The sequence below is a fragment of the Asticcacaulis sp. MM231 genome (assembly GCF_964186625.1).
GTDB lineage: Bacteria > Pseudomonadota > Alphaproteobacteria > Caulobacterales > Caulobacteraceae > Asticcacaulis.
In genome coordinates, this window is the sequence record NZ_OZ075108.1 from 616,131 (window position 1) to 637,418 (window position 21,288).

General features: G+C 58.4%; 20 protein-coding genes. 4 read left to right on the top strand and 16 right to left on the bottom strand.

The window, feature by feature from the left end; genetic code table 11:
- The first annotated feature begins 94 nt into the window (after positions 1–94).
- Positions 95–277, top strand: a complete 183-nt coding sequence (locus ABQ278_RS02905) for a DUF1328 domain-containing protein (RefSeq protein WP_018081472.1) — start codon at positions 95–97, stop codon at positions 275–277.
- Positions 278–350: 73 nt separating this feature from the next.
- Here the strand turns inward: ABQ278_RS02905 and ABQ278_RS02910 are convergent, their stop codons facing one another.
- The 9 genes from ABQ278_RS02910 to ABQ278_RS02950 all read right to left on the bottom strand — a co-directional run bounded on the left by ABQ278_RS02910 (position 351) and on the right by ABQ278_RS02950 (position 7,608).
- Positions 351–1,109, bottom strand: coding sequence for an ATP-binding protein (locus ABQ278_RS02910; protein ID WP_349321127.1), 759 nt, complete (start codon positions 1,107–1,109; stop codon positions 351–353).
- 155 nt (positions 1,110–1,264) lie between these two features.
- Positions 1,265–1,636 (bottom strand): hypothetical protein, encoded by a 372-nt coding sequence (locus tag ABQ278_RS02915; RefSeq protein ID WP_349321128.1) that lies wholly within the window; start codon positions 1,634–1,636, stop codon positions 1,265–1,267.
- Positions 1,637–1,639: 3 nt separating this feature from the next.
- On the bottom strand, positions 1,640–1,810 hold the full coding sequence (locus ABQ278_RS02920; RefSeq protein WP_018081469.1) for a hypothetical protein: 171 nt from the start codon (positions 1,808–1,810) through the stop codon (positions 1,640–1,642).
- Between the two features lie 27 nt (positions 1,811–1,837).
- A complete protein-coding gene (locus ABQ278_RS02925) occupies positions 1,838–2,434 on the bottom strand; it encodes a hypothetical protein (RefSeq protein WP_349321129.1) in 597 nt (198 codons plus the stop codon).
- Between the two features lie 126 nt (positions 2,435–2,560).
- Positions 2,561–4,207, bottom strand: a complete 1,647-nt coding sequence (locus ABQ278_RS02930; protein ID WP_349321130.1) for a response regulator — start codon at positions 4,205–4,207, stop codon at positions 2,561–2,563.
- Positions 4,208–4,279: 72 nt separating this feature from the next.
- Positions 4,280–4,723, bottom strand: a complete 444-nt coding sequence (locus ABQ278_RS02935) for a response regulator (protein WP_349321131.1) — start codon at positions 4,721–4,723, stop codon at positions 4,280–4,282.
- Positions 4,720–6,480, bottom strand: coding sequence for an ATP-binding protein (locus tag ABQ278_RS02940; protein WP_349321132.1), 1,761 nt, complete (start codon positions 6,478–6,480; stop codon positions 4,720–4,722). Before ABQ278_RS02940 ends, ABQ278_RS02935 begins: the two co-directional genes overlap by 4 nt.
- A 293-nt stretch (positions 6,481–6,773) precedes the next feature.
- Complete coding sequence (locus ABQ278_RS02945) at positions 6,774–7,202, bottom strand: hypothetical protein (RefSeq protein WP_349321133.1); 429 nt, start codon at positions 7,200–7,202, stop codon at positions 6,774–6,776.
- 100 nt (positions 7,203–7,302) lie between these two features.
- Positions 7,303–7,608, bottom strand: a complete 306-nt coding sequence (locus tag ABQ278_RS02950; RefSeq protein ID WP_349321134.1) for a hypothetical protein — start codon at positions 7,606–7,608, stop codon at positions 7,303–7,305.
- A gap of 341 nt (positions 7,609–7,949) precedes the next feature.
- Between ABQ278_RS02950 and ABQ278_RS02955 the strand changes: the two genes are divergently transcribed.
- Positions 7,950–8,123 (top strand): hypothetical protein, encoded by a 174-nt coding sequence (locus ABQ278_RS02955; protein ID WP_018081462.1) that lies wholly within the window; start codon positions 7,950–7,952, stop codon positions 8,121–8,123.
- A 70-nt stretch (positions 8,124–8,193) separates the two neighbouring features.
- On the opposite strand, the gene ABQ278_RS02960 is transcribed toward ABQ278_RS02955, so the two are convergent.
- Together ABQ278_RS02960 and ABQ278_RS02965 are read right to left on the bottom strand one after the other, a co-directional pair.
- Complete coding sequence (locus ABQ278_RS02960; protein ID WP_349321135.1) at positions 8,194–9,510, bottom strand: glycoside hydrolase family 130 protein; 1,317 nt, start codon at positions 9,508–9,510, stop codon at positions 8,194–8,196.
- 84 nt (positions 9,511–9,594) lie between these two features.
- A complete protein-coding gene (locus tag ABQ278_RS02965; RefSeq protein WP_349321136.1) occupies positions 9,595–11,916 on the bottom strand; it encodes a glycosyltransferase family 4 protein in 2,322 nt (773 codons plus the stop codon).
- A 451-nt stretch (positions 11,917–12,367) separates the two neighbouring features.
- On the opposite strand from ABQ278_RS02965, the gene ABQ278_RS02970 reads away from it, so the two are divergent.
- Entirely contained in the window at positions 12,368–13,261 is an 894-nt protein-coding gene (locus ABQ278_RS02970) for an AraC family transcriptional regulator (RefSeq protein WP_349321137.1), read from the top strand.
- A 198-nt stretch (positions 13,262–13,459) separates the two neighbouring features.
- The gene (locus tag ABQ278_RS02975) at positions 13,460–14,446 is read left to right on the top strand and encodes an alpha/beta hydrolase (RefSeq protein WP_349321138.1); all 987 of its coding nucleotides are present in this window, start codon (positions 13,460–13,462) and stop codon (positions 14,444–14,446) included.
- 45 nt (positions 14,447–14,491) lie between these two features.
- Here ABQ278_RS02975 and ABQ278_RS02980 read toward each other — a convergent pair whose 3' ends face one another.
- From ABQ278_RS02980 to ABQ278_RS03000, 5 genes are all read right to left on the bottom strand, one after another.
- Complete coding sequence (locus ABQ278_RS02980; protein WP_349321139.1) at positions 14,492–15,865, bottom strand: efflux transporter outer membrane subunit; 1,374 nt, start codon at positions 15,863–15,865, stop codon at positions 14,492–14,494.
- A complete protein-coding gene (locus tag ABQ278_RS02985) occupies positions 15,865–17,829 on the bottom strand; it encodes a MacB family efflux pump subunit (protein WP_349321140.1) in 1,965 nt (654 codons plus the stop codon). Before ABQ278_RS02985 ends, ABQ278_RS02980 begins: the two co-directional genes overlap by 1 nt.
- A gap of 13 nt (positions 17,830–17,842) precedes the next feature.
- The gene (locus ABQ278_RS02990; RefSeq protein WP_349321141.1) at positions 17,843–19,087 is read right to left on the bottom strand and encodes an efflux RND transporter periplasmic adaptor subunit; all 1,245 of its coding nucleotides are present in this window, start codon (positions 19,085–19,087) and stop codon (positions 17,843–17,845) included.
- A gap of 232 nt (positions 19,088–19,319) precedes the next feature.
- A complete protein-coding gene (locus tag ABQ278_RS02995; protein ID WP_349321142.1) occupies positions 19,320–20,372 on the bottom strand; it encodes a Gfo/Idh/MocA family oxidoreductase in 1,053 nt (350 codons plus the stop codon).
- A gap of 2 nt (positions 20,373–20,374) precedes the next feature.
- On the bottom strand, positions 20,375–21,157 hold the full coding sequence (locus ABQ278_RS03000) for a DUF72 domain-containing protein (RefSeq protein ID WP_349321143.1): 783 nt from the start codon (positions 21,155–21,157) through the stop codon (positions 20,375–20,377).
- Between the last annotated feature and the right edge of the window lie 131 nt (positions 21,158–21,288).

The following is a 21,288-nucleotide window of genomic DNA, read 5'->3' on the forward strand; positions in this document are numbered from 1 at the left end:
GAAGGTGCGCTCGCCTTTGTATATTTATGCGGGTAGCGATAGCATTATCTTAAGGTTTCACGCCAATTCGGCGGGGCTAAAATAGGAGAACGCTATGCTCAACTGGATCGTTACATTCTTTATCCTGGCCGTTGTGGCGGCCTTCTTCGGTTTTACGGGCCTTGCCGGCACCTTTGCTGAAATTGCCAAGTTTATCGCGGTGATCTTCGTGGTTCTGTTCGTGGCCAGCCTGGTCTACCGCATGATCACCGGCCGCAGCGCCAATCCCCCGCTATAAGCGCTTAAGGTCACAAACAAAAAGAGCCGGTTCTGAAAGGAACCGGCTCTTTTTGTTTGGCAACGCCCGATAATCAGGCGGTCTTTTTATTGGAATAGTAGAGCGTGAAGACCGCGCCACCTTCGGGGTGGTTATGCAGTTCGATGCGGCCGTCGAGGAGGCGCATGATGTACTGGCAGATGGTCAGACCAAGGCCGGTGCTGGCGTTTTGCTGGTCGGTCTTTTGCAGACGCGTATACTTGTCAAAAACCGCCGCCTGCTGGCTCAAGGGGATGCCCTCGCCATGATCGCGGATGCTGACAAACCCCTCATTGCCCTTGAGGCCGTAGGCGACCTCGATCACCGGCACGGCTTCATTTGTCTTGGAGCCCTTACGCGCGCCGTATTTGAAGGCGTTATGCAGCACCAGCCCGATCGCCCGGGCACCCAGCATGGGGTCGGTTGTCAGCTCATCATTGCCGTCATCCGGCGCCTTGATCTGGATTTCACCCTTTGTCTTCAGGGGGCCCAGACGCGCCAGGCTGTCACGGATCATATTGCCGAGCTTGGTCAATTCAAAGCGCGGCTTGACCGCATCGGCTTCGAACTTGGCCATGTCGAGAATATTGGTGATGAAATGATCTAGACGAAAAGCTTCGGTGAGGGCCGAGCCGATCAGCGACTTTCGCTTTTCTTCGCTCAGCTTGTCATAGAGCATGGTCATGACTTCAAGCGAGCCTATGATGGTGGCCAGAGGAGTCTTGAGATCGTGGGAGACGGACGACAGCATCTGACGATGCAGGTATTCGCGTATCTCGTCGTGCGTAGGGGAAGTGATCTCAGCAGGGGTCATGGTTATGTCTTACCAACAATAGCTTACGACAGCAAATCTATAGATGTATACGAAGGAAAAGGGAGCAAGGTTTTCAGGACCTTACTCCCTTTTGTTACCAAACACGTCAGTCGGGGGAAGCTGCGGTTCAGTCGGTGGCACCTCACTGAGGGGTACTATTCTGCCGCCCGGCTGCGCGACGCCTCGGCATTGCGTTCCTTCTGATTGTCGGATGCGGCCTTGATATCATCCGATGTGTCCGAAACCACTCTGGAAGCGGCGGCGCCGGTTTTGGAAACAGCGCTTGAGGCGGATTTGCCGGCGTCCTTGAGGGCTTCACCGGTTTTGTCAAGCGCCTCCTTGTCGGTGATCTCGTCCGCCGCCTTGCTCACCTTGGCGGGCACGGCGTCGATCGCTTCGCCGACATGCTCACCAACGGTAACGACGTGGTTCTTGTTGTAAATCCACACACCACTGATCACGACAATGATCAGCATGATAATAAGCAGCAGAGTTGTTCCAAAGGAACTGCGCGGCGCGTCATTCATGGTTTAATCGTTCCAGCTATCGGCAATGCTGACATACATGGCCAGTTCGGCATCGTCTTCGTCGGCATCAAAGAGTACCGGCGGCACATCGTCTTCGAAATACTCGCCGTCAAGGCTAACCTGACGTACAGGCGCGGGCTTGGGGGCGGGAAAAGGAATGATCTGAGCGTTCATGGTGGGCTCCTTGATGGCAGTGGAAACTTAGGCCAAACGGGATTGGGGATTGCTGACAGGCGGAATTTCGGCCGGCAATTCGGGATTACTGTCGGGCAGGGGCTCCGGATTGACTTCCGGCTCATAAGGCGGAACCTCAGGCTCTTCCGGATCGTTTGGCCCGCTGGTGGCGAAGGCTTCTTCAACGGCAGGTATCAGGCTGTGGATACGTCGCAGGGCCTTGGAGATATCCTCGATACGGCGCTCCTGGTCGGCAGTGGCCGCATTGCCGCCTTCGCCTTCAAAGCGCAGATAATCATCGAGCGACAGGCCGAGCTCTTTTTGTGCCTCGATCAGGGTGTCGTAACCGGCCTCACTGATCTTTTGCGCCGCTTCAAGGCCTTTGAGATAGGTGTTGGTCCAGTCATTAAGACGGGCAACCTGCAGTTTGACATCGGTTTTGAGGCGGGCGGCGTCGCAGCCGGTCAGCAGTCGCTTCAGATCATGCGAAACCTTTTGCACGGAGGCGATGTGATCTTTGTCATAAAGCGCGGACAGCGCGCCGAAATCAGGCGTTGAGGCGGTATCGGCACCGGCAGTCACACCCTGGCTTGTCGGGCTTGTTCTGACACTTGTATCGAGCATGGCTTCTCTCCTGATGGTAAAATTTTATCCGCAAATGGCGGACTTGATTTCACCTTAGGGAAAAGCCTGCAAAGGCTCAGTGCTTAAGCCGGAGATGGCCTGTAAGGCCAGCATAAGGGGCCAGACTTATGCCGCCGCAATTTTACGCGGAGCGCCCAGTTTTTGCGCCAGAATATCCGGCAGGACGGGCTTGGAGATATAGTCATCCATGCCGGCCGCCAGGCAGCGTTCGCGGTCGCCGGCCAGAGCGTGGGCCGTGACGCCGATAATGGTGTGGCGCGGCACCCGGCTGGAATTTTCGGCTTCGCTTTCCCGTATACAGCTAGTCGTTTCCAGCCCGTCCATGCCATGCATCTGCACGTCCATCAGGATAGCGTGGAAGGGGCCCTGGCCCTCGTCGAGCGCATGCCGGATCAGTGCCAGGGCTTCGGCGCCGGACGTGGCGGCCTGGGTGTCGTAACCCAATTCTTCCAGCATCAGCGACAGCACCATGATGTTGGGTTCGTAGTCCTCCACGATCAGCACACGGGGTTTGTGGCCATCGGGCGCGGGGCTTGGATGGTAATCCGGCGTGACGGCCACCGGCTTTTCGCTGCGCTTGCCTTCCGGCAGTGTCAGGGACACCATGAAGGTCGAGCCGTCGGAATCGCTTTTCACCTCGATATCGCCGCCCATGAGTTGGACCAGCGAGCGCGCGATGGAAAGACCGAGGCCCGAACCGCCGAAGCGGCGCGTGATGGTTTCATCGGCCTGAGTGAATTTCTCGAAGATGATTGGCAGCTTGTCGGCGGGGATGCCAATGCCGGAATCGTGGACATTGATCGACAGGGCATAGTGGCCGTTTTCAGCCGGCGCGGTCGTGGCGATAATGGCGATCTCACCGCGATCGGTGAATTTCAGCGCATTGCTGACGAGGTTCATGAGCACCTGCTGGAGGCGGGAACGATCGCCGACCAGCCAGACCCCCTTCGTTGTGTCATCGATCCGCAGGGTCAGGCCCTTACGCTCGATGTCCTGCCAGAACATGGTGCGGATATCTTCCAGCACAGCCGAGACCTCGAAAGGAATGGCCTCCAGTTCGATATGGTCGTCTTCGATGCGGCTGATATCGAGCAGATCATTGATCAGCTTGAGCAGTAGATCGGCATTGCTGCGCAGGGTGTCGACCATCTTGCGCTGGTCATCGTCAAGGCGGGTGCGCGACAGGACGGTGGCGAGGCCGGTGACCACGTTCATCGGCGTGCGGATTTCGTGGCTCATGGTGGCCAGGAAGCGGCTCTTGGCCTGATTGGCGGCTTCGGCTTTTTCCTTGGCGGCGGTCAGTTCGACGCTTTGCTGGGCGTTTTCGCGCAGCAGGCGTTCCTTGGTGAAGGCGGCCACCATAATGGCGGGCAGCAGGTCGAGATAGGTCTGGTTGACATCCTTGACCGCATAGTCGGCGGCCCCCTTTTCAAGCGCTTCCAGCGCAATGCGCTCATCACCTCCGGCGGTCAGGATGACGGCGGGCGGCGCGATCGGCATCTCGGCCAGATGGTCGAGCAGTTCCAGCCCGCTCATGCCCGGCAGGTTGTAATCGACCAGCAAAAGATCGAAATCACGCTGATTTAATAGCTTAAGCGCTTCCTCGGCCGTTGCGGCGGTCTCGACCTTGAGGCCAAGCCGTTCCATGCGCTTTTGCAGCAGGCGCGCCAGAGCATCATCATCCTCGACATACAAGATGTTCTGTATGGAGGGCGGGTTAGCCTTGGCATCGTTGTAACCGGGATGGGGCATGGTATCTTACAGGCCTGTTTATCTTTCATTTCCGACGGCCAAAGGCCTTCGGCAAGGGCAAGCTTAAGCGAACTATTTAATGTGTGGCACGCGAACTATGGTCAACATAAGGCCAAGCTTACGTATGGCTTCGGAAAAATCCTCGTACCCTACGGGCTTGGTCATGAAGGCGTTGCAGCCGAGCGCGTAACAACGGTCGATATCCTTCGGATGGTCGGTCGTGGTCAGCACAATGACCGGAATGCGCTTCGTGCTGTCATCGGTTTTGAGGCGGCGCAGGATCTCGAAACCATCAATATCCGGCAGGTTGAGATCGAGCACCACCACACTACGGTCGAGGTGTTCGGGGGTGGCGCCGGCGCCAAAGAAATAGGCGATAGCCTCTGTGCCATCCTTCAGGCGTTTGATCGGATTGAGCACGCCGACGCGCTGGAGGTTACGGTTGATCAGGCTGGCATGGCCTTCATCATCCTCGATCAGGACCACTGAAAAGGGCTCGGTATAGGTGCTTATCATGCCGCGCGCTCCTTACCGGTCTGGTCATTGGAAGCGGCCAGAGGGTGGCGTTTGGGCAGGCTGAAATGGAAGATGGTGCCGACATCGAGCTTGGATTCAAACCAGATCGCGCCGTTGAGTTTGCGTAACGTCGCCTTGACGAAGGCCATGCCGAGGCCGAGGCCGCGCACATCGCCGGTATTACGGGCACGGCGGAAAATATTGAACACACGCTCAAAGTCCTCGGCATCGATGCCGCGGCCGTTGTCGCGGATCGAGAAGATGTAATCGCGTGAGGTTTCCAGACAGGTAATCTCGATATGGCCGGGCTCATCGGGTCGTAAATACTTCACGGCATTGTCGAGCAGATTGGAGAAGATCTGCTCCAGCGCCACCGGATCGGTGATCAGGCGCGGCAGGCCGGAGGCCTTGACCTCGACGCCCTTGGTGGAAATCTCGTAACTCTGCGCGCCCATACATTTGTCGAAGACGGCCTGGGCATCCACAAGCTCATCACGGTAGGTGAACTTGCCGATGCGCGATAGATCGAGAATGGCGGTGGTGAGGGTATCCATGCGATCGACCGCATTGCCGATAAAGCCAAGCGCCTCGGGGATATCCTGTTTCAAAATAGTTTCCAGCCGCGTCCAGGTCTCGGTGCCGAGCTTTTTGCTTTGCGGTTCCAGCAGGCTGTTGACGTCTTTCACCGCCAGGCCCAACTCGTGCGAAAAGCCTTTCAGATTGACCAGTGGTGAGCGCATATCGTGCGAGGTGATGTAGGTAAAGGCCTCCATATCGGCATTGAGCTGGCGCAGTTCTTCTTCGCGTTTCTTCTGCTCTGTGATGTCGGTATGGGTGCCGATCATGGTGCGGATCTGGCCGAACTTGTCCCAGGTGCCGATGCCGCGCGACATGACCCAGCGCCAGGTGCCATCCTTGTGCTTGAGGCGGAAGACGTTGTTGTAGATCGGTGTTTTCTTAATGATGTAGTCGTGGCGGACCTGCATGTAGGTCTCGACGTCATCAGGATGGATGCGCTCGATGAGGTCGCGCACGCTGTCGCCCAGTTCCCCCTCACCAAAGCCGATCATCGCCTTGAATTCGCGCGACATGTACATGGTTTCGTTGACGAAATTGACCTCGTAAACCCCGTCATTGATGCCGTTCATCACCGCCCGGAAGCGCATTTCGGAGCGAGCGTTGCGCGCCTCGATCGCTTCGTTTTCGGCTTCCAGTTTGATGATGATGATGGTGCCGGCGAGAAAAATGCCGATGCCAAGAATAGTGCCGATAATGACGATATAGAAGAAGTTGCTCTTTTGCGGCGCCACCAGCGTGCGGCGCTCTTCCAGACGGTACAGGCGGTGCTCAATATTGGCTTCGATCAGGCTGCGCAATTCGTTCATCTGGGTTTTCTGGATATCGAGCGCGTTCATGCTGATCTGGCCGCGACCGTGGGCGCGCATGTAATTCATCTGCGATTCCAACAGTTTTTGCAGGCTGTCGATGCGGTCGAGCAGGTTGTTGGTTTCGGCAAAAGCGTTGGATTCGTAATAGGTGGCCTGGCGCAGGGCACGAATCTCATCTGGCAGGCGGTCGGCGGCACTCTGGAAAGGCGCCAGATAGCGCCCGTCACCGGACAGGACATAGCCGCGCACGCCGGTTTCCATATCGACCACATCCATAAGGATATTTTTTGTCTGGCGAATATTTTCGTATTCGTAGCGCATGTAGTCGTTGAGGTTTTGTGATTTTTGGTACTGGTTATAAATAACCATGCTGAAAGCGCAGAGCGCTATGGAAATCAGGCTGAAAAAGGCCAGGTACAAATGTTTTACATTTATTCCCCACGGCACTCTCATAGCAAATTGCCAACTTTCATGGCGCTATAAGATATTTATATCTTAACTCGCCCCATTATTACTGATTAGTCTTGTAAAAACGTTTGCCGCCGCACCCAAGGCTAAAACATTTAAGGGCCAGGCTAACCTACAGGCTGTAATAGGGCAATAAGTGTCAATCGTAAAAATATAAAGATAGCATAAGGCCGAAAAGCGCAATCTGTAGCCGTTTAACGTTTTTTGTGCCCGGGTTGGACGCCATGCGAGGTGCGCAGGCCATTCAGGAAGGAACTGGCCACATTCGTCACGCGGTCCACCACGGGGGCCACAATGGGCGACTGGCTGCGGAAAATAAGCTCTACGCCCTCCCGAACCTGCCCGAAAATGCGGGTGGCGATCGTGGCTGCGATGCTCAGAATGATAAAGGTGAGGGCGGCCGTGCCAAGGCAGGCCCAAAGCACGCCCGCGCCCGCTATCAGCATCTGCGTATAGGTCAGCCAGAGAAGCAGGCCGGTCATCAGTGCAAAAAGAAAGGTGCCAAATACGCCCAGAAGCATAACAACCACCAATCCGGACACCACGTTCATGAGGTAGGCTTTCGACGCATTGAGCTTTTTCGTTGCCGATAAAAGCTCGAAAACTCGTGAAATCCAAAACATGAAGTGCGGTCTCCGGTGATGCGTTATGCTCCAGGATGTATTCGGCTCAAAAGTCATACCGGCGCCAGGGGAAGCGCCGATATGACTTTATTCTATAGGCTTAGCGGCGGGTCATGAGCGCGCCGATAATAAAGCCGGCGCCGAGCGCGATAGCCGATGAGCGGATCGGGTTGCTCTTGATTTCGTTTTCAATCTTGCTGGTCGCGTTCTTGCTGTTATCGATCGTGCGATCGAACAGGCTGCGCACCTTCTGGCCGGCCTCGTTGGCGTAACCACTGACGTCATTGAGTACGTCATGGCCGCGACCCTCAACATCACGCAGCGTGTCACGGGCGGTGTTGCGGATGTCGTTTTCGGCCAGGCTCTTGGTGACGTTGGCGGCGACTTTGGTGGCGGAAGACAGCATGGGATTTCTCCTTACGAGAAAAACATATTATGAATGGGGGGAGGAAAAATGGGGGTCACGTCCACGGCGGGCTTGTCTTAAGCCCAGGGGCTGGGGGGCGGAGACGGGCTTAAGGTAAGTGGCTGTGGACGTGATGTGTCCAGACTATCGGGCCATCTTTAAGGAAGCGATGCGCTCACCATGGGCTGAAAATAAAGAACGCATAAACGCCGGATATTTTATTAAACACTTACCTCATCCTTACGTGCAACGCCGCATCCGGTGCGTTAATTTTATGCTCAAAAGGCTAGGCTTTGGTGATCGCCAAGTTCGGCGACGCATCTTTATCCAGGAGATTCACCATGACGGTTAAAGCCAGTATCAAGGAAACCACCGGCGCTGCGGAAGAAGAACTCGGCGAAGCTCTCGGCAATGACAAGATGGCCGACAAGGGGCGTCAGTTGCGCAACGAAGGCCGTATTGAAAACGGCAAGATGCCCAAGACCCATACGCCGGGCACCGAAAAAGATCACTGATACTCATTCAGTGTTAACATGACTAAAAAGCCTCCCACATTTCGTCGGGAGGCTTTTTTGATAACGGTCCTTACTCCGCCGCGCTTTTTTGGTTGTCGGCAGGCTCATAGCCGAGATGATTCAGCAGGTCCTTGATCTTGATCGAGGCGAAGTGAATCGAGGAATCGGCTACGCCGTAGGGCATGAAGATCCATTCGCCGCAGCGCAGGGCGCCGCAGGTATAGATGACGTTGGGCACATAACCTTCGCGGTTGTCTTCCGAAGGGGACAACAGGGCTTCCTTCGAACGCGCCAGAACGATGCGCGGATCATTCTTTTCGAGCAGGGCCGCGCCGAGCGAATACCGTCGTACCGCGCCAACGCCGTGTGTCAGCACCAGCCAGCCCTCGTCAAGCTCGATCGGTGAGCCGCAATTGCCCATCTGGATCAGTTCCCACGGCGCCTCGGGCCCCAAAATCTTGTCGCCATTGTTCCAGGTGTATTTGTCGTCGCTCTCCAGATAGAAGACGCTCTCGTGGTCCAGCCGGCCAACGGCTGCCCAGCGTCCGTTGATTTTGCGCGGGAAAAAGCCCAGACCCTTGTGTCCTGCTGCGGCGCCGCGGAAAGGCGTCAGCCTGAACGAGCGGAAGTCGGAGGTCTCCAGACATTCGCAGGCGGTTTCCTTGCCGTTATAGGCCGTGTAGGTGCCCATATAGGTGGTGCCGCCGCCTTCATCATGGAACCTGACCATGCGCAGGTCTTCCAGGCCGTTGCTTTGCGAGCGTGTGACCGGAAACAGCACCGTCTCGGAAATCGGGCAGGCCTGATGACCGTGTACTGTGACGGCGCCATCAACCGGCGCAGTGCCCAGCGGTTTGGCGGCAACGGCGAAATCGGCTTCGGGCCGTAATTCCATCGAGCCATCCGGATAAAACGTGCCTTCGCGGAAGGACACGGTCGAGATATGGCCTTCGCCGACCGTGCGGGTCGACATGACGAAATTGGTGCCGCCATTGTTATTGCTCTGATCAGGATGGGGCACGACCGAGGGGTTCATGACCGCCGCCGCCTGATAGCTGTATTCGTGACAAAAATAGGCGCCGATCAGCGCCATATGATCCTCATCGAGATTATCCATACCGCCCTGTATGGCCTGTATGGCATTGAAGCGTTCCAGGAAGATGGCGCGTGTCTGCCAATGGCGGCCGGTAAAGTCGCGGTTGACGATTTCCAACTCCTGCCGCACCGTTTCGGCCGACATATGGATGATGGCGTCGCAGATGCGACCGACGCGCGACATCGTACCCATGGCACTGTCGCGCGGACTGTTGGAAATCGAAAATGGCAGGATAACGACGCGGTCCGGGTTCGAACGCAGCATCGTGGGGCTGATCAGCATATCGGTCATAGGGTGTCCTCAGATAGGTATAACGCTTGCGGCGGGCCCTTTTATAAGGCCCGCCTGAAACGGTTAGTCGGCCAAGCCGGCAGTTTACAGCTCGGCCTTGAGTGCGGCCCAGCTCATCGGATAGGAGAGGATCGACTCCGCGCCCTGGTTCAGGTTCAGGCCATTCGGATTGAGCCCGTCATAGCAACCGCCGTCGCCATCAAGCAGGGAAAGACCGGAAGTGTTCTCACCATGGAACCAGGCAAAGGCGCGCAAGGCCTCTGCCTTCCAGTGCTCGTCACCGGTGATGCGCAAGGTGCTCAGGCAGGCGTCGATTGTGGCCAGGACTTCCAGCGGCTGCTGGTCGTAAAGCGGGTGATCGGGACCATCGGCGGAGAAGCGCGAATTGGGGATCGGCACGAACACGCCACCGCGCGTTTGCTTTTGGATGAGCCAGCGCATCGCGGTCAGGCCATCGGCGATCATGTCTGGCTCTGACAGGAAGGCGCCGCCGACAATCAGGCCTTCGCACACCCGCGCATTATCGTAGGAAAGCTCCGGCTCGAACCAGCTACGGCCGTGCTTGCTGTGGCTCTTGTAACGCTCATGCACATCGCGGGTGAGATAGCGGACCATGACCTGAATGTCCTGAGCATCGCCGAAGACGCCGAAGGTGCGGACTAGGGCCTTGATCATGACAGCGCGCGAGCGCAGGGAAGCCCAGGCGCCGGCCTTTTGCATGACCTGATAGCCGAGATCACAGGCCCACTGACGCAGGTCGGCCGGAAGATTTGAGCGCGCTACATCGACCAGTGATTCATAGGATCGGGCGTTGCAGTCGTCGAACCCACCGTCATCGAGCCACTGACGGCCGTAGGACATGAAGTTGCGGAACCCTTCGCCGTTCCATGCGTGGTTCATAAAGGCGGCGTAGCGATAGGCCAGTTGCGTTTGTTCAGCCGTCAGAGGGCCGAGGTTCGACTGACGCGCCACCATAGACAGGGCTCGGGCATTGTCATCGGCGCAATAGCCATGCTGGCGATCCGGCAGGCGATACCTGCCATGCTGGAAGATGCCGCAATCGTCGGTCATGCGCTGGATCGCGGCCCAGGACGGCGCTGCCGGCAGGGCCTGCGCGTCACGCTCAGCGGGTGCTTCGTACGCCATAACGTCGTGACGGGCCCGGTTAACATAGGCCTGCGCCACCGCCGACCAGCGCGAGGGTTGAGCCGCCATGTAGGCGCGCATCGACATATCGGAACGCATCTTGTCATCGCCCAGCAGTGCGGAGATAGCGGTGGCGAAAGCGCCGGAGTCATGGAAGGGGCAGAGGGTGCCGACACCGTTGGCCAGTGCTTCGACGGCATGCCAGTAGGGGGTGGAAACCGTCGGGCGGCCGAGCGCCAGAGCATAGGACAGCGTGCCCGACGTGATCTGGGTTTCGGTCAGGTAGGGCGTAACGTAGACATCGGTAGCCTGCAGAATATCGATCAGGTCGTTGTCATTGATGAAGCGGTTGATGAAGCGGATATTGTCTTCAACGCCTAGATCCTTCGCCATCTGTTTCAGGCTGTCGCGGTATGTCTCGCCCTCGTCGCGAACCAAGTGCGGATGGGTGGCGCCGATGACGAGATAGACGACATCTGGCGAGGTCTTGCGGATTTCCGGCAGCGCGGCGATGACGGTTTCGATGCCCTTGTTCGGCGACAGAAGGCCAAAGGTGGTGAGGGTCTTCTTGCCGGAGAGATGCAGCAGCGATTTGAATTCATTCGTGTTGCGCAAAGGGCGGGACGGGGCGCCATGCGGCACCACGCTGATGTGTGCGTCCGCAACGCCATAGACGCGCTTGAGAATGGCTGCCCCCTTGTGCGCCATGGTGACGAGGGTGGAGGACAGGCGGATCAGGTCGTTTATCACGCGGCGCTGCTCATCGTTCGGATTTTCCAGAACCGTGTGCAAGGTGGTGACGATCGGCATATTGAGGCGTTCCAGGCAGGCGATCAGATAGGCGCCGGACGGGCCGCCATAGATGCCGAACTCATGCTGCACGAACAAAACCTGCGTGCCGTTGCTGTTCAGTTCGTCGGCAAGATCGCGGTAGGCCGTGATGTCGTTTTGCGGCACCTGATGGGTGACTTCGAGCGGATAGTCATAGGTCGCGCCCGGATCGTTCATGGCGACGACGTTCCAGTCGGCGTCGGGCAGGGCCTTCGACAGGCAGGTGTACATATCGCGGGTGAAGGTGGCCAGACCGCACTGACGCGGCGGAAAGTTGCCAATGATGGCGGCGTGGGTCAGGTCGACATCTTCCGCAGTCATTAAACGCGGCGGGGCTATTACCTTGAGACCGCTCTGAACGCTGTGGGGCAAGCCTTCGGTTTCGGCCTCAAGATGGCCGGCAATTTCAAAACTGTTGGCTTGTAACATGAGGCGCTCCGGGGGTTAAAAGGCGCCCAGCAGCAAGTGTACAGAAGAAGCCTCTGAAGCCAGCTTATGCGGGGCAGAACGAGAATGGGACGGCAATTGTAAGGAGAGCGGCAAGGTAAGCACGTCCTTGCGCTGTGAACCGACAGTGACGGTTCGCCTGTAAAGAATCAGTATGGTTAGAGGTGCACTGCAATAAGTGCGCTGTCACAGTTGCGTGAATCCGCAGGGAGGCTGCAGGGGTTCAGCGTGGCCAGATCTGCCATGGCGGCAGACGCTATTGGCTTTGGTTCATCGGGCCTGCGGATGCGCGCCCTGAACCTGTATAACCATAGCATGTTCCCTCGCATGTGCACAAGGCGTTTGACGGCAAGGCCCGTAAGGGTGGCAGTTTCCATGCTGCACTTGCGAAAAATAAGCGTGTAAAGCAGAATCATGAAGCTTGACGATTACGATGAGGAGGATTTTAGTCATCGTCATGACAGCGGCGGCTAAGGTTCATCCCAAAGACCATAAATTATCGGCCTGGCAGGCGGCGGGATGCAACTTCCTGCGTTTCGATCTTGTGCCTGACAAGGGCGTGGAACTCAGCAAGGTTTTCCACGATGAGATCGTCATCCTGGCCTTCAGGGGGACGGCGTGGTCGGCCGGCCAGAACAACCAGACCTATGAGGAACGGGCCGATTGCCTGATCCTGCGCGATGCCGGTCAGGTCTATTCGGCCCGCATGGAGCATATCGATCCACAAGGTGCCGTATGCCGCGAGATACATATCCGACCGGAGCGCCTGCGCGAAATCTATGACCTGGCGGATGATGTGTTGCCGGCGTTCGATTTCAAGCGCCCGGTGATCGAAAACCGGCCTCTCACCGAGCTCTTGTTCAGGACACATGCTCTTTACGAGGCGGACGGCTGCGAACTGGAGCGTAGCAGCCACCTGTTGTGGCTGGTGGGCGCCATCGCCCGCGCAACCAGCGGCCAGACCTTGCGACTATCCGCCAAGTCGTGCAGCCGGCGCAGCCGCATGGTCATCGACTATATCCGCAACCATTTCGACCAGAAGATCGCCCTGCCGGAACTGGCCGAACTGGTCCAGATCAACCCCTACGTACTCTTGCGCCAGTTCCGCGCCGAAATCGGCGTGACACCTCACGATTATTTGCAGGCCTATCGGTTGTATCGTGCGCGACAATATATGCAGGACGGTGTAAGATTGGCGGAGGTGGCGATCCTGTGCGGCTATGCTGACCAGAGCCACTTCAATCGCCAGTTCAAGCAGAGATTTGGTATCACGCCAGGACAGTTTTCGCCGCGATTGTCAGACGTAAAGCGCGCGCTCAGTGGTTAGTATGCAATAGCGTAAAGCCGGTCATTATTGTACAAGACCGCATCAACAATAAAAATCTAATAACGATATGGCGCGCATGCAGGATTTAGGCCTGATGCGCGTCATAAGGGTATATTTAATACATGCTATGTGTTTGCATAAGCTTGTTGTTTAGTTGCGCCAGTATTTATCGTCTCAATTTTATTCATGGAGACATCTATGTCCGATGAACCGGCCGGTTTAGGGCGACGCGACATGCTGATTGGCACGGCCTCTCTCGCTGCCGCCGCTGGCTTGCCGATGGCCGCCGATGCCAAGGCCCGCAAGAAACCCGCCCCGCATACCCCCGCCAAAGGAGCTACGACCATGACCAACCCAAGCTATGTCACCACTAAGGACGGCACCCAGATCTATTTCAAGGACTGGGGTCCGAAGACCGCGCAAGCCATCGTTTTCCACCACGGCTGGCCGCTTTCGTCCGATGACTGGGACACCCAGATGATCTATTTCCTGAGCAAGGGCTTCCGCGTCGTGGCGCACGATCGCCGCGGCCATGGCCGCTCGACGCAGGTCAGCGAAGGTCACGACATGGACGCCTACGCCGCCGACGCCAATGCCGTCGTCGAACATCTCGACCTGAAAAACGCCGTCCACATCGGTCACTCGACCGGCGGCGGCGAAGTGGCGCGCTATGTGGCGAAGTTCGGTGGCAATGGACGCGTGTCGAAGGCCGTTCTTGTCAGCGCCGTCACGCCGATCATGCTCAAGACCGATGCCTTTCCGTTGGGCCTGCCGATCAGCGTGTTCGATGGCCTGCGCGAACAGACCGCCAGCAACCGCGCGCAATTCTACAAAGACCTGCCGATCCCCTTCTATGGTTTCAACCGCGATGGCGTGAAACCGATCGACGGCGTGATCGACAACTGGTGGCGTCAGGGCATGACGGGCTCAGCCAAGGCCCATTACGAAGGCATCAAGGCCTTCTCGGAAACCGATCTGAGCGGCGACCTCAAGGCTATTGATGTGCCGGTGCTGATCCTGCATGGCGATGACGACCAGATTGTGCCGTACAAGGCGTCTGCTCTGGAGGCCATCAAGCTGGTCAAGCATGGCACGCTGAAGATCTATGAAGGTTATCCGCATGGTATGTTGACGACCCATGCCGATGTCATCAATCCTGACCTGCTGGCCTTTATCAAGGCTTAGTCTAAACTTTCATCCTCCCCCGTAAACAGGGGAGGATGAAAACAATCACATCCCCCCGTTTGTACCGCCGCCGAGTGCCTGATAGAGTGTTGACTGATTGATCAGTTGCGACAGGCGATTGTTGTCATAGCTCAGTTGCGCCGCACGGGCCGATTGCTGGGAATCGAGCCAGACGCGCAACGCCACAGAACCGGTGCGATAGCGCACGGCATAGAGCGCTTCGGCCTTGCGCGCCGCTGCCAGACTGGCCGCCTGCGCCTCGCCCTGCTGGGCCAGACGGGTGCGGTTGGAAAGCGCATTGTCTGTATCAGCCAGGGCCTGCAACAAGGTGGTGCGGAAATTGGCGACCGCGATCTCATAGGTCTTTTCCGACACGCGGATGTTCTGCTTCACCCGTGGGTAGTTGAGGAAGGGCAGGGTGAGCCCTAAGCCCAGCGAACCGGACGGATTGCTGAACAGGCTGCCGAGTTCGGCGCTGGAGGCGCCGCCGGAGGCACTCAAGGTGAGGGCCGGATAGAGCGAGGCCTTGGTGATATCGACATCGGCCAGGGATTCGCGCAGTCGCAACTCCGCCGCGCGCAGATCGGGGCGACGGCTTAAGAGCTCGGCCGGCAGACCGGCGCGTACCTCCGGCAGCGGGACATTTGGCAGGCTTTGCGGTTCGGCACTGGCATCCCAGGTGTCGCCGCCCAGCAGGACGGTTACGGACGAACGGTACTCGACCAGTTGCTGCTCAAGCGCGGCCAGACTGGCGAGTTGCGAATTGACGCTCTGATCGGCCTCGGCCACCTCTACGCCCGACACCGAACCGGCATCGTGCTGGATGGTGACAAGATCTCGCACCTTGCGGACATAGGCAAGGTTCTGCTCCCCCACCGCGATCTGCTGATGGGTGTAGGCGATGCGCCAGTAGAGCTCGGCGGTGGTGCCGATCAGCGCCAGTTGCGCCGCCTGACGGTCTTCCTCGGTGGCCTGCGCTTCCCAGTTGGCGGCGCGCGTGTTGGCGCTGAGGCGGCCCCACAGATCGACCTCATACGAGACACTGGCACTAGCGGAATAGTTGGTGCTGTCGGAGGTTGAGGCGCCGAGGCTGCCCGACGCTTCGGGCACCTGATCGAGTTGCGTCAGCCCGGCCTGGAGTTGCGCCTGCTGGACTTCTAGGGCTGCCGCGGCAAGGTTATCGTTCTTCGCCAGCACGCGCGACACCAGCGTATTGAGCGCAGGATCGTTGAAGGCCGTCCACCAGTCGCCGGAAATGGCGGTGGCGGCGCTGTCTTCGCCGGCCATACCTTCACTAGCATGGGCGAACTGCGACGGCGTCGGCACCTGCGGTGTTTCATAGGGCGTCGAGGCGCAGGCGCTCAAACCGGCCGCCATGATCAGCACCAAAACGCTTCTGTTCTTCAGAAAGTAGGTCATCAGTCCCTCATAAGCGCGGTGACGGGGTCGAGGCGGGCGGCGTTGCGCGCCGGCAGGAAGCCGAAGACGACGCCGATCAGGGTGGAGCAGAAGAAGGCGGCGACAATCGAGGCGACCGAATAGATCAGCGTGAAATCGGTGCTGAACATCTTAAACAGCACACCGAAACCGAGCGCCGCCAGGATGCCGAGGATACCGCCGAGCAGGCAGACGAGCACGGCTTCGATCAGGAATTGCTGCATGATATCGCGGGTGCGTGCCCCCACGGCCATACGCACGCCGATCTCGCCGGTGCGTTCGGTAACCGAGACGAGCATGATATTCATGACGCCGATGCCGCCGACGACCAACGAGATGACGGCGATGACCGAGATCAGGATGGTCAGGGTGTTGGTGGTGGCCGTGATAGTCTGGCGGATTTCATCGGTGTTGAGGATGGTGAAATCCTGCGTACCGTGGCGCCGGGTCAGGAGTTGGGTCACGCCTTCCTGCGCCACTTCCGAATTGGTGTCGTCCTTGACCCGCACCGTGATGCTGCGCAAAACACTGGTGCCGAGCATCCGTGCGTTGACCGAGGTATAGGCCATGTAGATGTTGAGCGCGTCGCTGCTGCCCCCGCCGAAGCCGGAGCTTTTGTTGGTGACGCCGACGATGCGCGCCGGCACTGAACCGAGCAGAATGACCTGGCCGATAGGTGAGCCCTGCCTGGTCGGGAAAAGCGTGCTGTAGGTGTTGTCGTCGATCACCACATCCTGCGTCAGGCGGCTGACGTCTTCGGTGGTCAGCCAGCGGCCTTGCGCCATGGTCAGGCCGCGCACGCGGTCATACTGATCGCCCACCCCCATGATGGTGGCGTTGGCGGCGATCGAGCCGGAACGCAGAACGACGCTGGTCTGGACAAGCGGCGTCACGCTGTCGGCGTAGGGTTGTTTGGCCAGGATATCGGCATCGGACACCACAAGCGTTCGCACCCGACCTGACCGGGTATCGCCGAAGCCGCGTCCAGGATTGATCTGCAGTGTATTGGTGCCGATGGAGGCGATCTGCGCCAGCACCTTTTGTCGCGAACCTTCGCCGAGCGCCACGACGCAGACTACTGAAGCGATGCCGATGATGATGCCCAGCATAGTCAGAAATGTACGCATGCGGTGGGCGTTCATGGCCAGCACGGCCATGCGGAAGGCTTCGTTGAAGCTGTCGATGACGGCCTGAAAACCGCCTTGCGATGTGGCGGTGATCGGCGGCAGGCCCTGGTTCTCGATCTCGCCATGACCGGCGCCCTTGCGGTCGTTGATGATGCGACCGTCGCGGATTTCGATGACGCGCTCGCAGTGCTCGGCCACCTCCATATCGTGCGTCACGATGATGACGGTGTGGCCCTGCTTGTGCAGGCCCTTCAGGATACGCATGACCTCTTCGCCCGAGGCGGTATCGAGCGCGCCGGTTGGCTCATCGGCCAGCACGATCTCGCCGCCGTTCATCAGCGCGCGTGCGATCGAGACGCGCTGTTGCTGACCTCCGGAAAGCTGGCCGGGACGGTGACCGGTGCGGTCTTTCAGGCCCAGCCGTGCCAGCAGTTCGCCCGCACGAACCTTGCGCGCTTCGGGCGGCGTGCCGGAATAGATGGCGGGCACCTCGACATTGCCCAGGGCCGTCAGGTCATTGAGCAGGTGATAGCGCTGGAAGATGAAGCCGAAGTGCTCACGGCGCAGTTCAGCCAGATCGTTCGGGCCGAGATCTGCCGTGGCGCGCCCGCCGACTGCATAGACGCCGGAAGTCGGGCGGTCGAGGCAACCCAGGATGTTCATCAGGGTCGACTTGCCGGAGCCGGACTGACCGACAATGGCCAGCATTTCGCCAGGCGCGATCGTCAGGTCGATATCTTGCAGCACGGTGATGGTGCCTTCGCCGGCGGGAAATTCCCGGCGCAGCTTTTTCACTTCCAACAGGGGCGGGGTACTCATGTCTGCATGCCCCTTACAGCCCGCCCGGAGGTGGGCCGCCAGGGCCGCCCATGCCGGTGTTACGGCGATTGCCGTCGCTCTTGGACGAAGAGGATGAACTGGAAGCGCCGGCCGGTGCTGCCTGGGCGATTACGACCTGTTCGCCAGTCTTGAGACCGCTTAAGACCTGCACATTGGTGCCGTCATTGATGCCCACGGTAACCTTGCGAGGTTCGGGGCGCTTGTCCTTGCCCTTGCCGCCGGCGACCATGACCATATAGCTACCGTCCTTGTTTTTACGACCGAGCGCCGTGGCCGGGATGGTCAGGACATTTTTCGCGCCTTCGAGCACGATATAGACCTGCGCGGTCATGGTGGTGCGCAGGGTGCCATCGGGATTATCAATATCAAAGATGGCATAGTAATAAACGGCCGACGACGAGGCGGCGGTGGTCGTATCCGGATCGAAGGTGGTCGGCGCCGGCTCGATGCTGCGCAGCTTGGCGTAATACTTCTTGTCGGGATCGCCAAGCGTGGTGAAATAGACATCCATGCCGGCCTTGACGCGCGCAACGTCGGCTTCGGAGACCTCCGCCTTCACCGTCATCTTGTCGAGCTGGCCAAGGCCCACAATGGTCGGGGCCGATTGGTTGGCGTTGACCGTCTGACCTTCCTTGGTGACAATAGCGATGACCGTGCCGTCCATCGGCGCCAGAATGCGGGTATAGCCGAGATTGACGTTGGCCGTATTGACCGAGACATTGGCCGACTGGATCTGTGCGTTGGCGGCATCGACGCTGGCCTGCGCGCTTTTCAGCGTGGCAAGGGCGGCTTCATAGTCAGCCTTCGAGCCAGCATCGGCCTGATAAAGCGTCTGCTGGCGGGTGAAATTGCTTTGCGCCTGCGCCAGGGTGGCTTGCGCTGAGGCGCGCTGGGCGGCGATATTGTTGAGCTGGGCCTGCGCGGTTTGCAGGCTGTTCTTCTGGGTCTGGGAATCGATCTCGGCGATCAGGTCGCCGGTATGAACGTTATCGCCCAGCGCCACGGCGAGCTTTGTCACCTGACCGGAGACCTGCGCGCCGACGCTGACCTGCTTGAACGGCTCAAGGGTGCCGGAGGCGAGGACGGTTCTCTCGACATTACCCATGGTGGCGGCCTGGGTGACCAGTTCCGGCGGTTTCGGACGATTGAAGAAGATCAGCCAGATGGCGAGGATCGCCACAAGCGCGGCAGTGATGATCGCTGCAAGACGAAGGAAACTTTTGTTTTTATACCACATATATCGAAGCCGCCGTTAAAGGTTTCGGATCGCCGCACAACAGGCGGCTGCAGAAGAAACAGGCCATTAACATGCCCTATGGGGCAGGGTGATGTCAGGGCTTGTAATATTTCACACGTACTGGGTGTATGGCCTTGATCCACAAGTCATCACCTACACATATTTCTACGGAAGACTGTGAAATATCTGTCGTAAGGAAACGATGAGGTTCGCATGTAAGAAGGCGGCGGTGTTAGTCTAGGGTTTCCCATGCCCCTGAGCTTTCCGAGCGGAACAGGGCATCGATGATCTTCATATTGGTACGCGCATCGTCCATGCCATAGGGCAGGGCCGTCTCACCACGCACGGCGCGGCATAAGGCCTCACCCATCAGGGTGTACTGGTTGGAAGCTTGCAGGGTGTGGGTCACCGCCGTGGCGCCTGTCAGGGTCTGACCGTCATCGACCGTGACGATCTGTGGCGTCTCGGTGGGCTGGTTGAACGGAATCGACAGGGAAAGCCGGCCCTTGTCACCGAACACGGTCACGGATTGCGCCGGCGCCAGACAGGTGGAGACCGCGAAAGTCAGGTGGCGACCGGCGCCGAAATCGAGCAGGCCGGAGGTGATCGTGTCGGTGCCGAACGTCTTGTCACGGCTGATCAGCGCCATGACGCGCAAGGGGTCGGCTTCGAAAAAGAAGCGCCCTGCCACAATGGGGTAACAGCCGATATCCATGAGCCCGCCGCCGCCCCACTCGACCTTGTTGCGGATATTGTGCGGGTCGGTGTTGTTGTAGCTGAACTGAGACTGGATGACCTGGGCCTGGCCTATGGCGCCTTCGCGGATCAGCCGGCGCGCTTCCAGCCATTGCAGGGAATGGCGCACCATAAAGGCTTCCATGATGTGGATTCTTTTAGTTTGCCCTACCGCCGTCTGACGGTCCAATCCGCTGCTTGAGGGCGGATGACTCACCTCCGCCAGTTCATCGATCTCGGAGGCCTTGAGCGCCATCGGCTTTTCGCACAACACATGCTTGCCGGCGCGCGCCGTCGCCAGGGTCATCGGCACATGCAGATGATTGGGCAGCGGGTTATAGATGACCTCGATCTCCGGATCGGCCAGCAGGTCTTCGTATGAGCCGTAAGCCATCTCAAGACCAAGCTTATCGACTGCGGCTTGTGCCGATTCCAGATTGCGCGAGGCCAGTCCTTTGACGCGGATCAGATCGCTCTGCATCAGAGCCGGTATGACCTTTTTGACGCCGATATTGGCGGTCGACAGAATGCCCCATACAACCTTTTTCATGCTTATAGTCTTTCAATCAGGCCCATGGCCGCGGCGGGGTTGAGCGTCTTGTAGCCGCTGATCACATAGAGGTAGACGTCGCGCGGTGTCGGCTTCTGCACCTTGCCGTAATGGGCAAGATCATTGGGGATCTGCCCTTCGGCCAGGGTGCGGGCGCGATAGGCCCATTCATCCAGCGCCTGCTCGCTATAACCGCGCGGCTCATCTTCGCGGGTGCCCATGATGCGGACATAGGCGAAATCGGCGGTCAGGTCAGCGATGACCGGAAAGTCCGAATCGGCGCCGGTGATGACGGCCACACCGTATCGACGCGCGAGCTCGACGAATTCTTCGCACTGGAAGGTGGGGTGCCGCACCTCGACCGCGTGGCGGAGCTTGACGCCATCGACTTCTGGCGGCAGCAGCTTGAAGAAGTTTTCGAAATCCTCCGGATCGAATTTCTTGGTCGCCATGAACTGCCAGTTGATCGGTCCGAGCTTGTCCTTCAGTTCGCTGATGCCGCTGTTCAGGAAGCGCTCAACCAACTCTTTTGATTCCGCCAGGTTCTTGCGGTTGGTGGCGTAGCGCGTGCCCTTGATGGCGAAGATGAAATCGTCCGGCGTTTCAGCGTGCCATTTCTGGAAAGAGGATGGTTTTTGTGCGCCATAATAGGTGCCGTTGATCTCGATGGAGGTCACTTTGGAGGACGCATATTCCAGTTCGCGTTTCTGCGTCAGACCATCCGGATAGAAGGGGCCGCGCCACGCTTCGTAGGTCCAGCCCCCGATGCCGACATAGATGGTCATGGTTATCTCCCTTGCTTTCAAGTTTCCCTGGCAACTCTTGCCCGATGTGGTGCCAAACTATGCCATAAGGGCGCAACCTGTTTTTGGCAGTATTTTACATGTTCACTTTATGTTCTGATCGTGGCATAAGT

What these genes read in the sequence shown, in the direction of transcription:
- ABQ278_RS02905 (WP_018081472.1), top strand. Translation starts at nt 95, where the DNA reads ATGCTCAACTGGATCGTTACATTCTTTATCCTGGCCGTTGTGGCGGCC.
- ABQ278_RS02910 (WP_349321127.1), bottom strand. Translation starts at nt 1,109, where the DNA reads ATGACCCCTGCTGAGATCACTTCCCCTACGCACGACGAGATACGCGAA.
- ABQ278_RS02915 (WP_349321128.1), bottom strand. Translation starts at nt 1,636, where the DNA reads ATGAATGACGCGCCGCGCAGTTCCTTTGGAACAACTCTGCTGCTTATT.
- ABQ278_RS02920 (WP_018081469.1), bottom strand. Translation starts at nt 1,810, where the DNA reads ATGAACGCTCAGATCATTCCTTTTCCCGCCCCCAAGCCCGCGCCTGTA.
- ABQ278_RS02925 (WP_349321129.1), bottom strand. Translation starts at nt 2,434, where the DNA reads ATGCTCGATACAAGTGTCAGAACAAGCCCGACAAGCCAGGGTGTGACT.
- ABQ278_RS02930 (WP_349321130.1), bottom strand. Translation starts at nt 4,207, where the DNA reads ATGCCCCATCCCGGTTACAACGATGCCAAGGCTAACCCGCCCTCCATA.
- ABQ278_RS02935 (WP_349321131.1), bottom strand. Translation starts at nt 4,723, where the DNA reads ATGATAAGCACCTATACCGAGCCCTTTTCAGTGGTCCTGATCGAGGAT.
- ABQ278_RS02940 (WP_349321132.1), bottom strand. Translation starts at nt 6,480, where the DNA reads ATGGTTATTTATAACCAGTACCAAAAATCACAAAACCTCAACGACTAC.
- ABQ278_RS02945 (WP_349321133.1), bottom strand. Translation starts at nt 7,202, where the DNA reads ATGTTTTGGATTTCACGAGTTTTCGAGCTTTTATCGGCAACGAAAAAG.
- ABQ278_RS02950 (WP_349321134.1), bottom strand. Translation starts at nt 7,608, where the DNA reads ATGCTGTCTTCCGCCACCAAAGTCGCCGCCAACGTCACCAAGAGCCTG.
- ABQ278_RS02955 (WP_018081462.1), top strand. Translation starts at nt 7,950, where the DNA reads ATGACGGTTAAAGCCAGTATCAAGGAAACCACCGGCGCTGCGGAAGAA.
- ABQ278_RS02960 (WP_349321135.1), bottom strand. Translation starts at nt 9,510, where the DNA reads ATGACCGATATGCTGATCAGCCCCACGATGCTGCGTTCGAACCCGGAC.
- ABQ278_RS02965 (WP_349321136.1), bottom strand. Translation starts at nt 11,916, where the DNA reads ATGTTACAAGCCAACAGTTTTGAAATTGCCGGCCATCTTGAGGCCGAA.
- ABQ278_RS02970 (WP_349321137.1), top strand. Translation starts at nt 12,368, where the DNA reads ATGAGGAGGATTTTAGTCATCGTCATGACAGCGGCGGCTAAGGTTCAT.
- ABQ278_RS02975 (WP_349321138.1), top strand. Translation starts at nt 13,460, where the DNA reads ATGTCCGATGAACCGGCCGGTTTAGGGCGACGCGACATGCTGATTGGC.
- ABQ278_RS02980 (WP_349321139.1), bottom strand. Translation starts at nt 15,865, where the DNA reads ATGACCTACTTTCTGAAGAACAGAAGCGTTTTGGTGCTGATCATGGCG.
- ABQ278_RS02985 (WP_349321140.1), bottom strand. Translation starts at nt 17,829, where the DNA reads ATGAGTACCCCGCCCCTGTTGGAAGTGAAAAAGCTGCGCCGGGAATTT.
- ABQ278_RS02990 (WP_349321141.1), bottom strand. Translation starts at nt 19,087, where the DNA reads ATGTGGTATAAAAACAAAAGTTTCCTTCGTCTTGCAGCGATCATCACT.
- ABQ278_RS02995 (WP_349321142.1), bottom strand. Translation starts at nt 20,372, where the DNA reads ATGAAAAAGGTTGTATGGGGCATTCTGTCGACCGCCAATATCGGCGTC.
- ABQ278_RS03000 (WP_349321143.1), bottom strand. Translation starts at nt 21,157, where the DNA reads ATGACCATCTATGTCGGCATCGGGGGCTGGACCTACGAAGCGTGGCGC.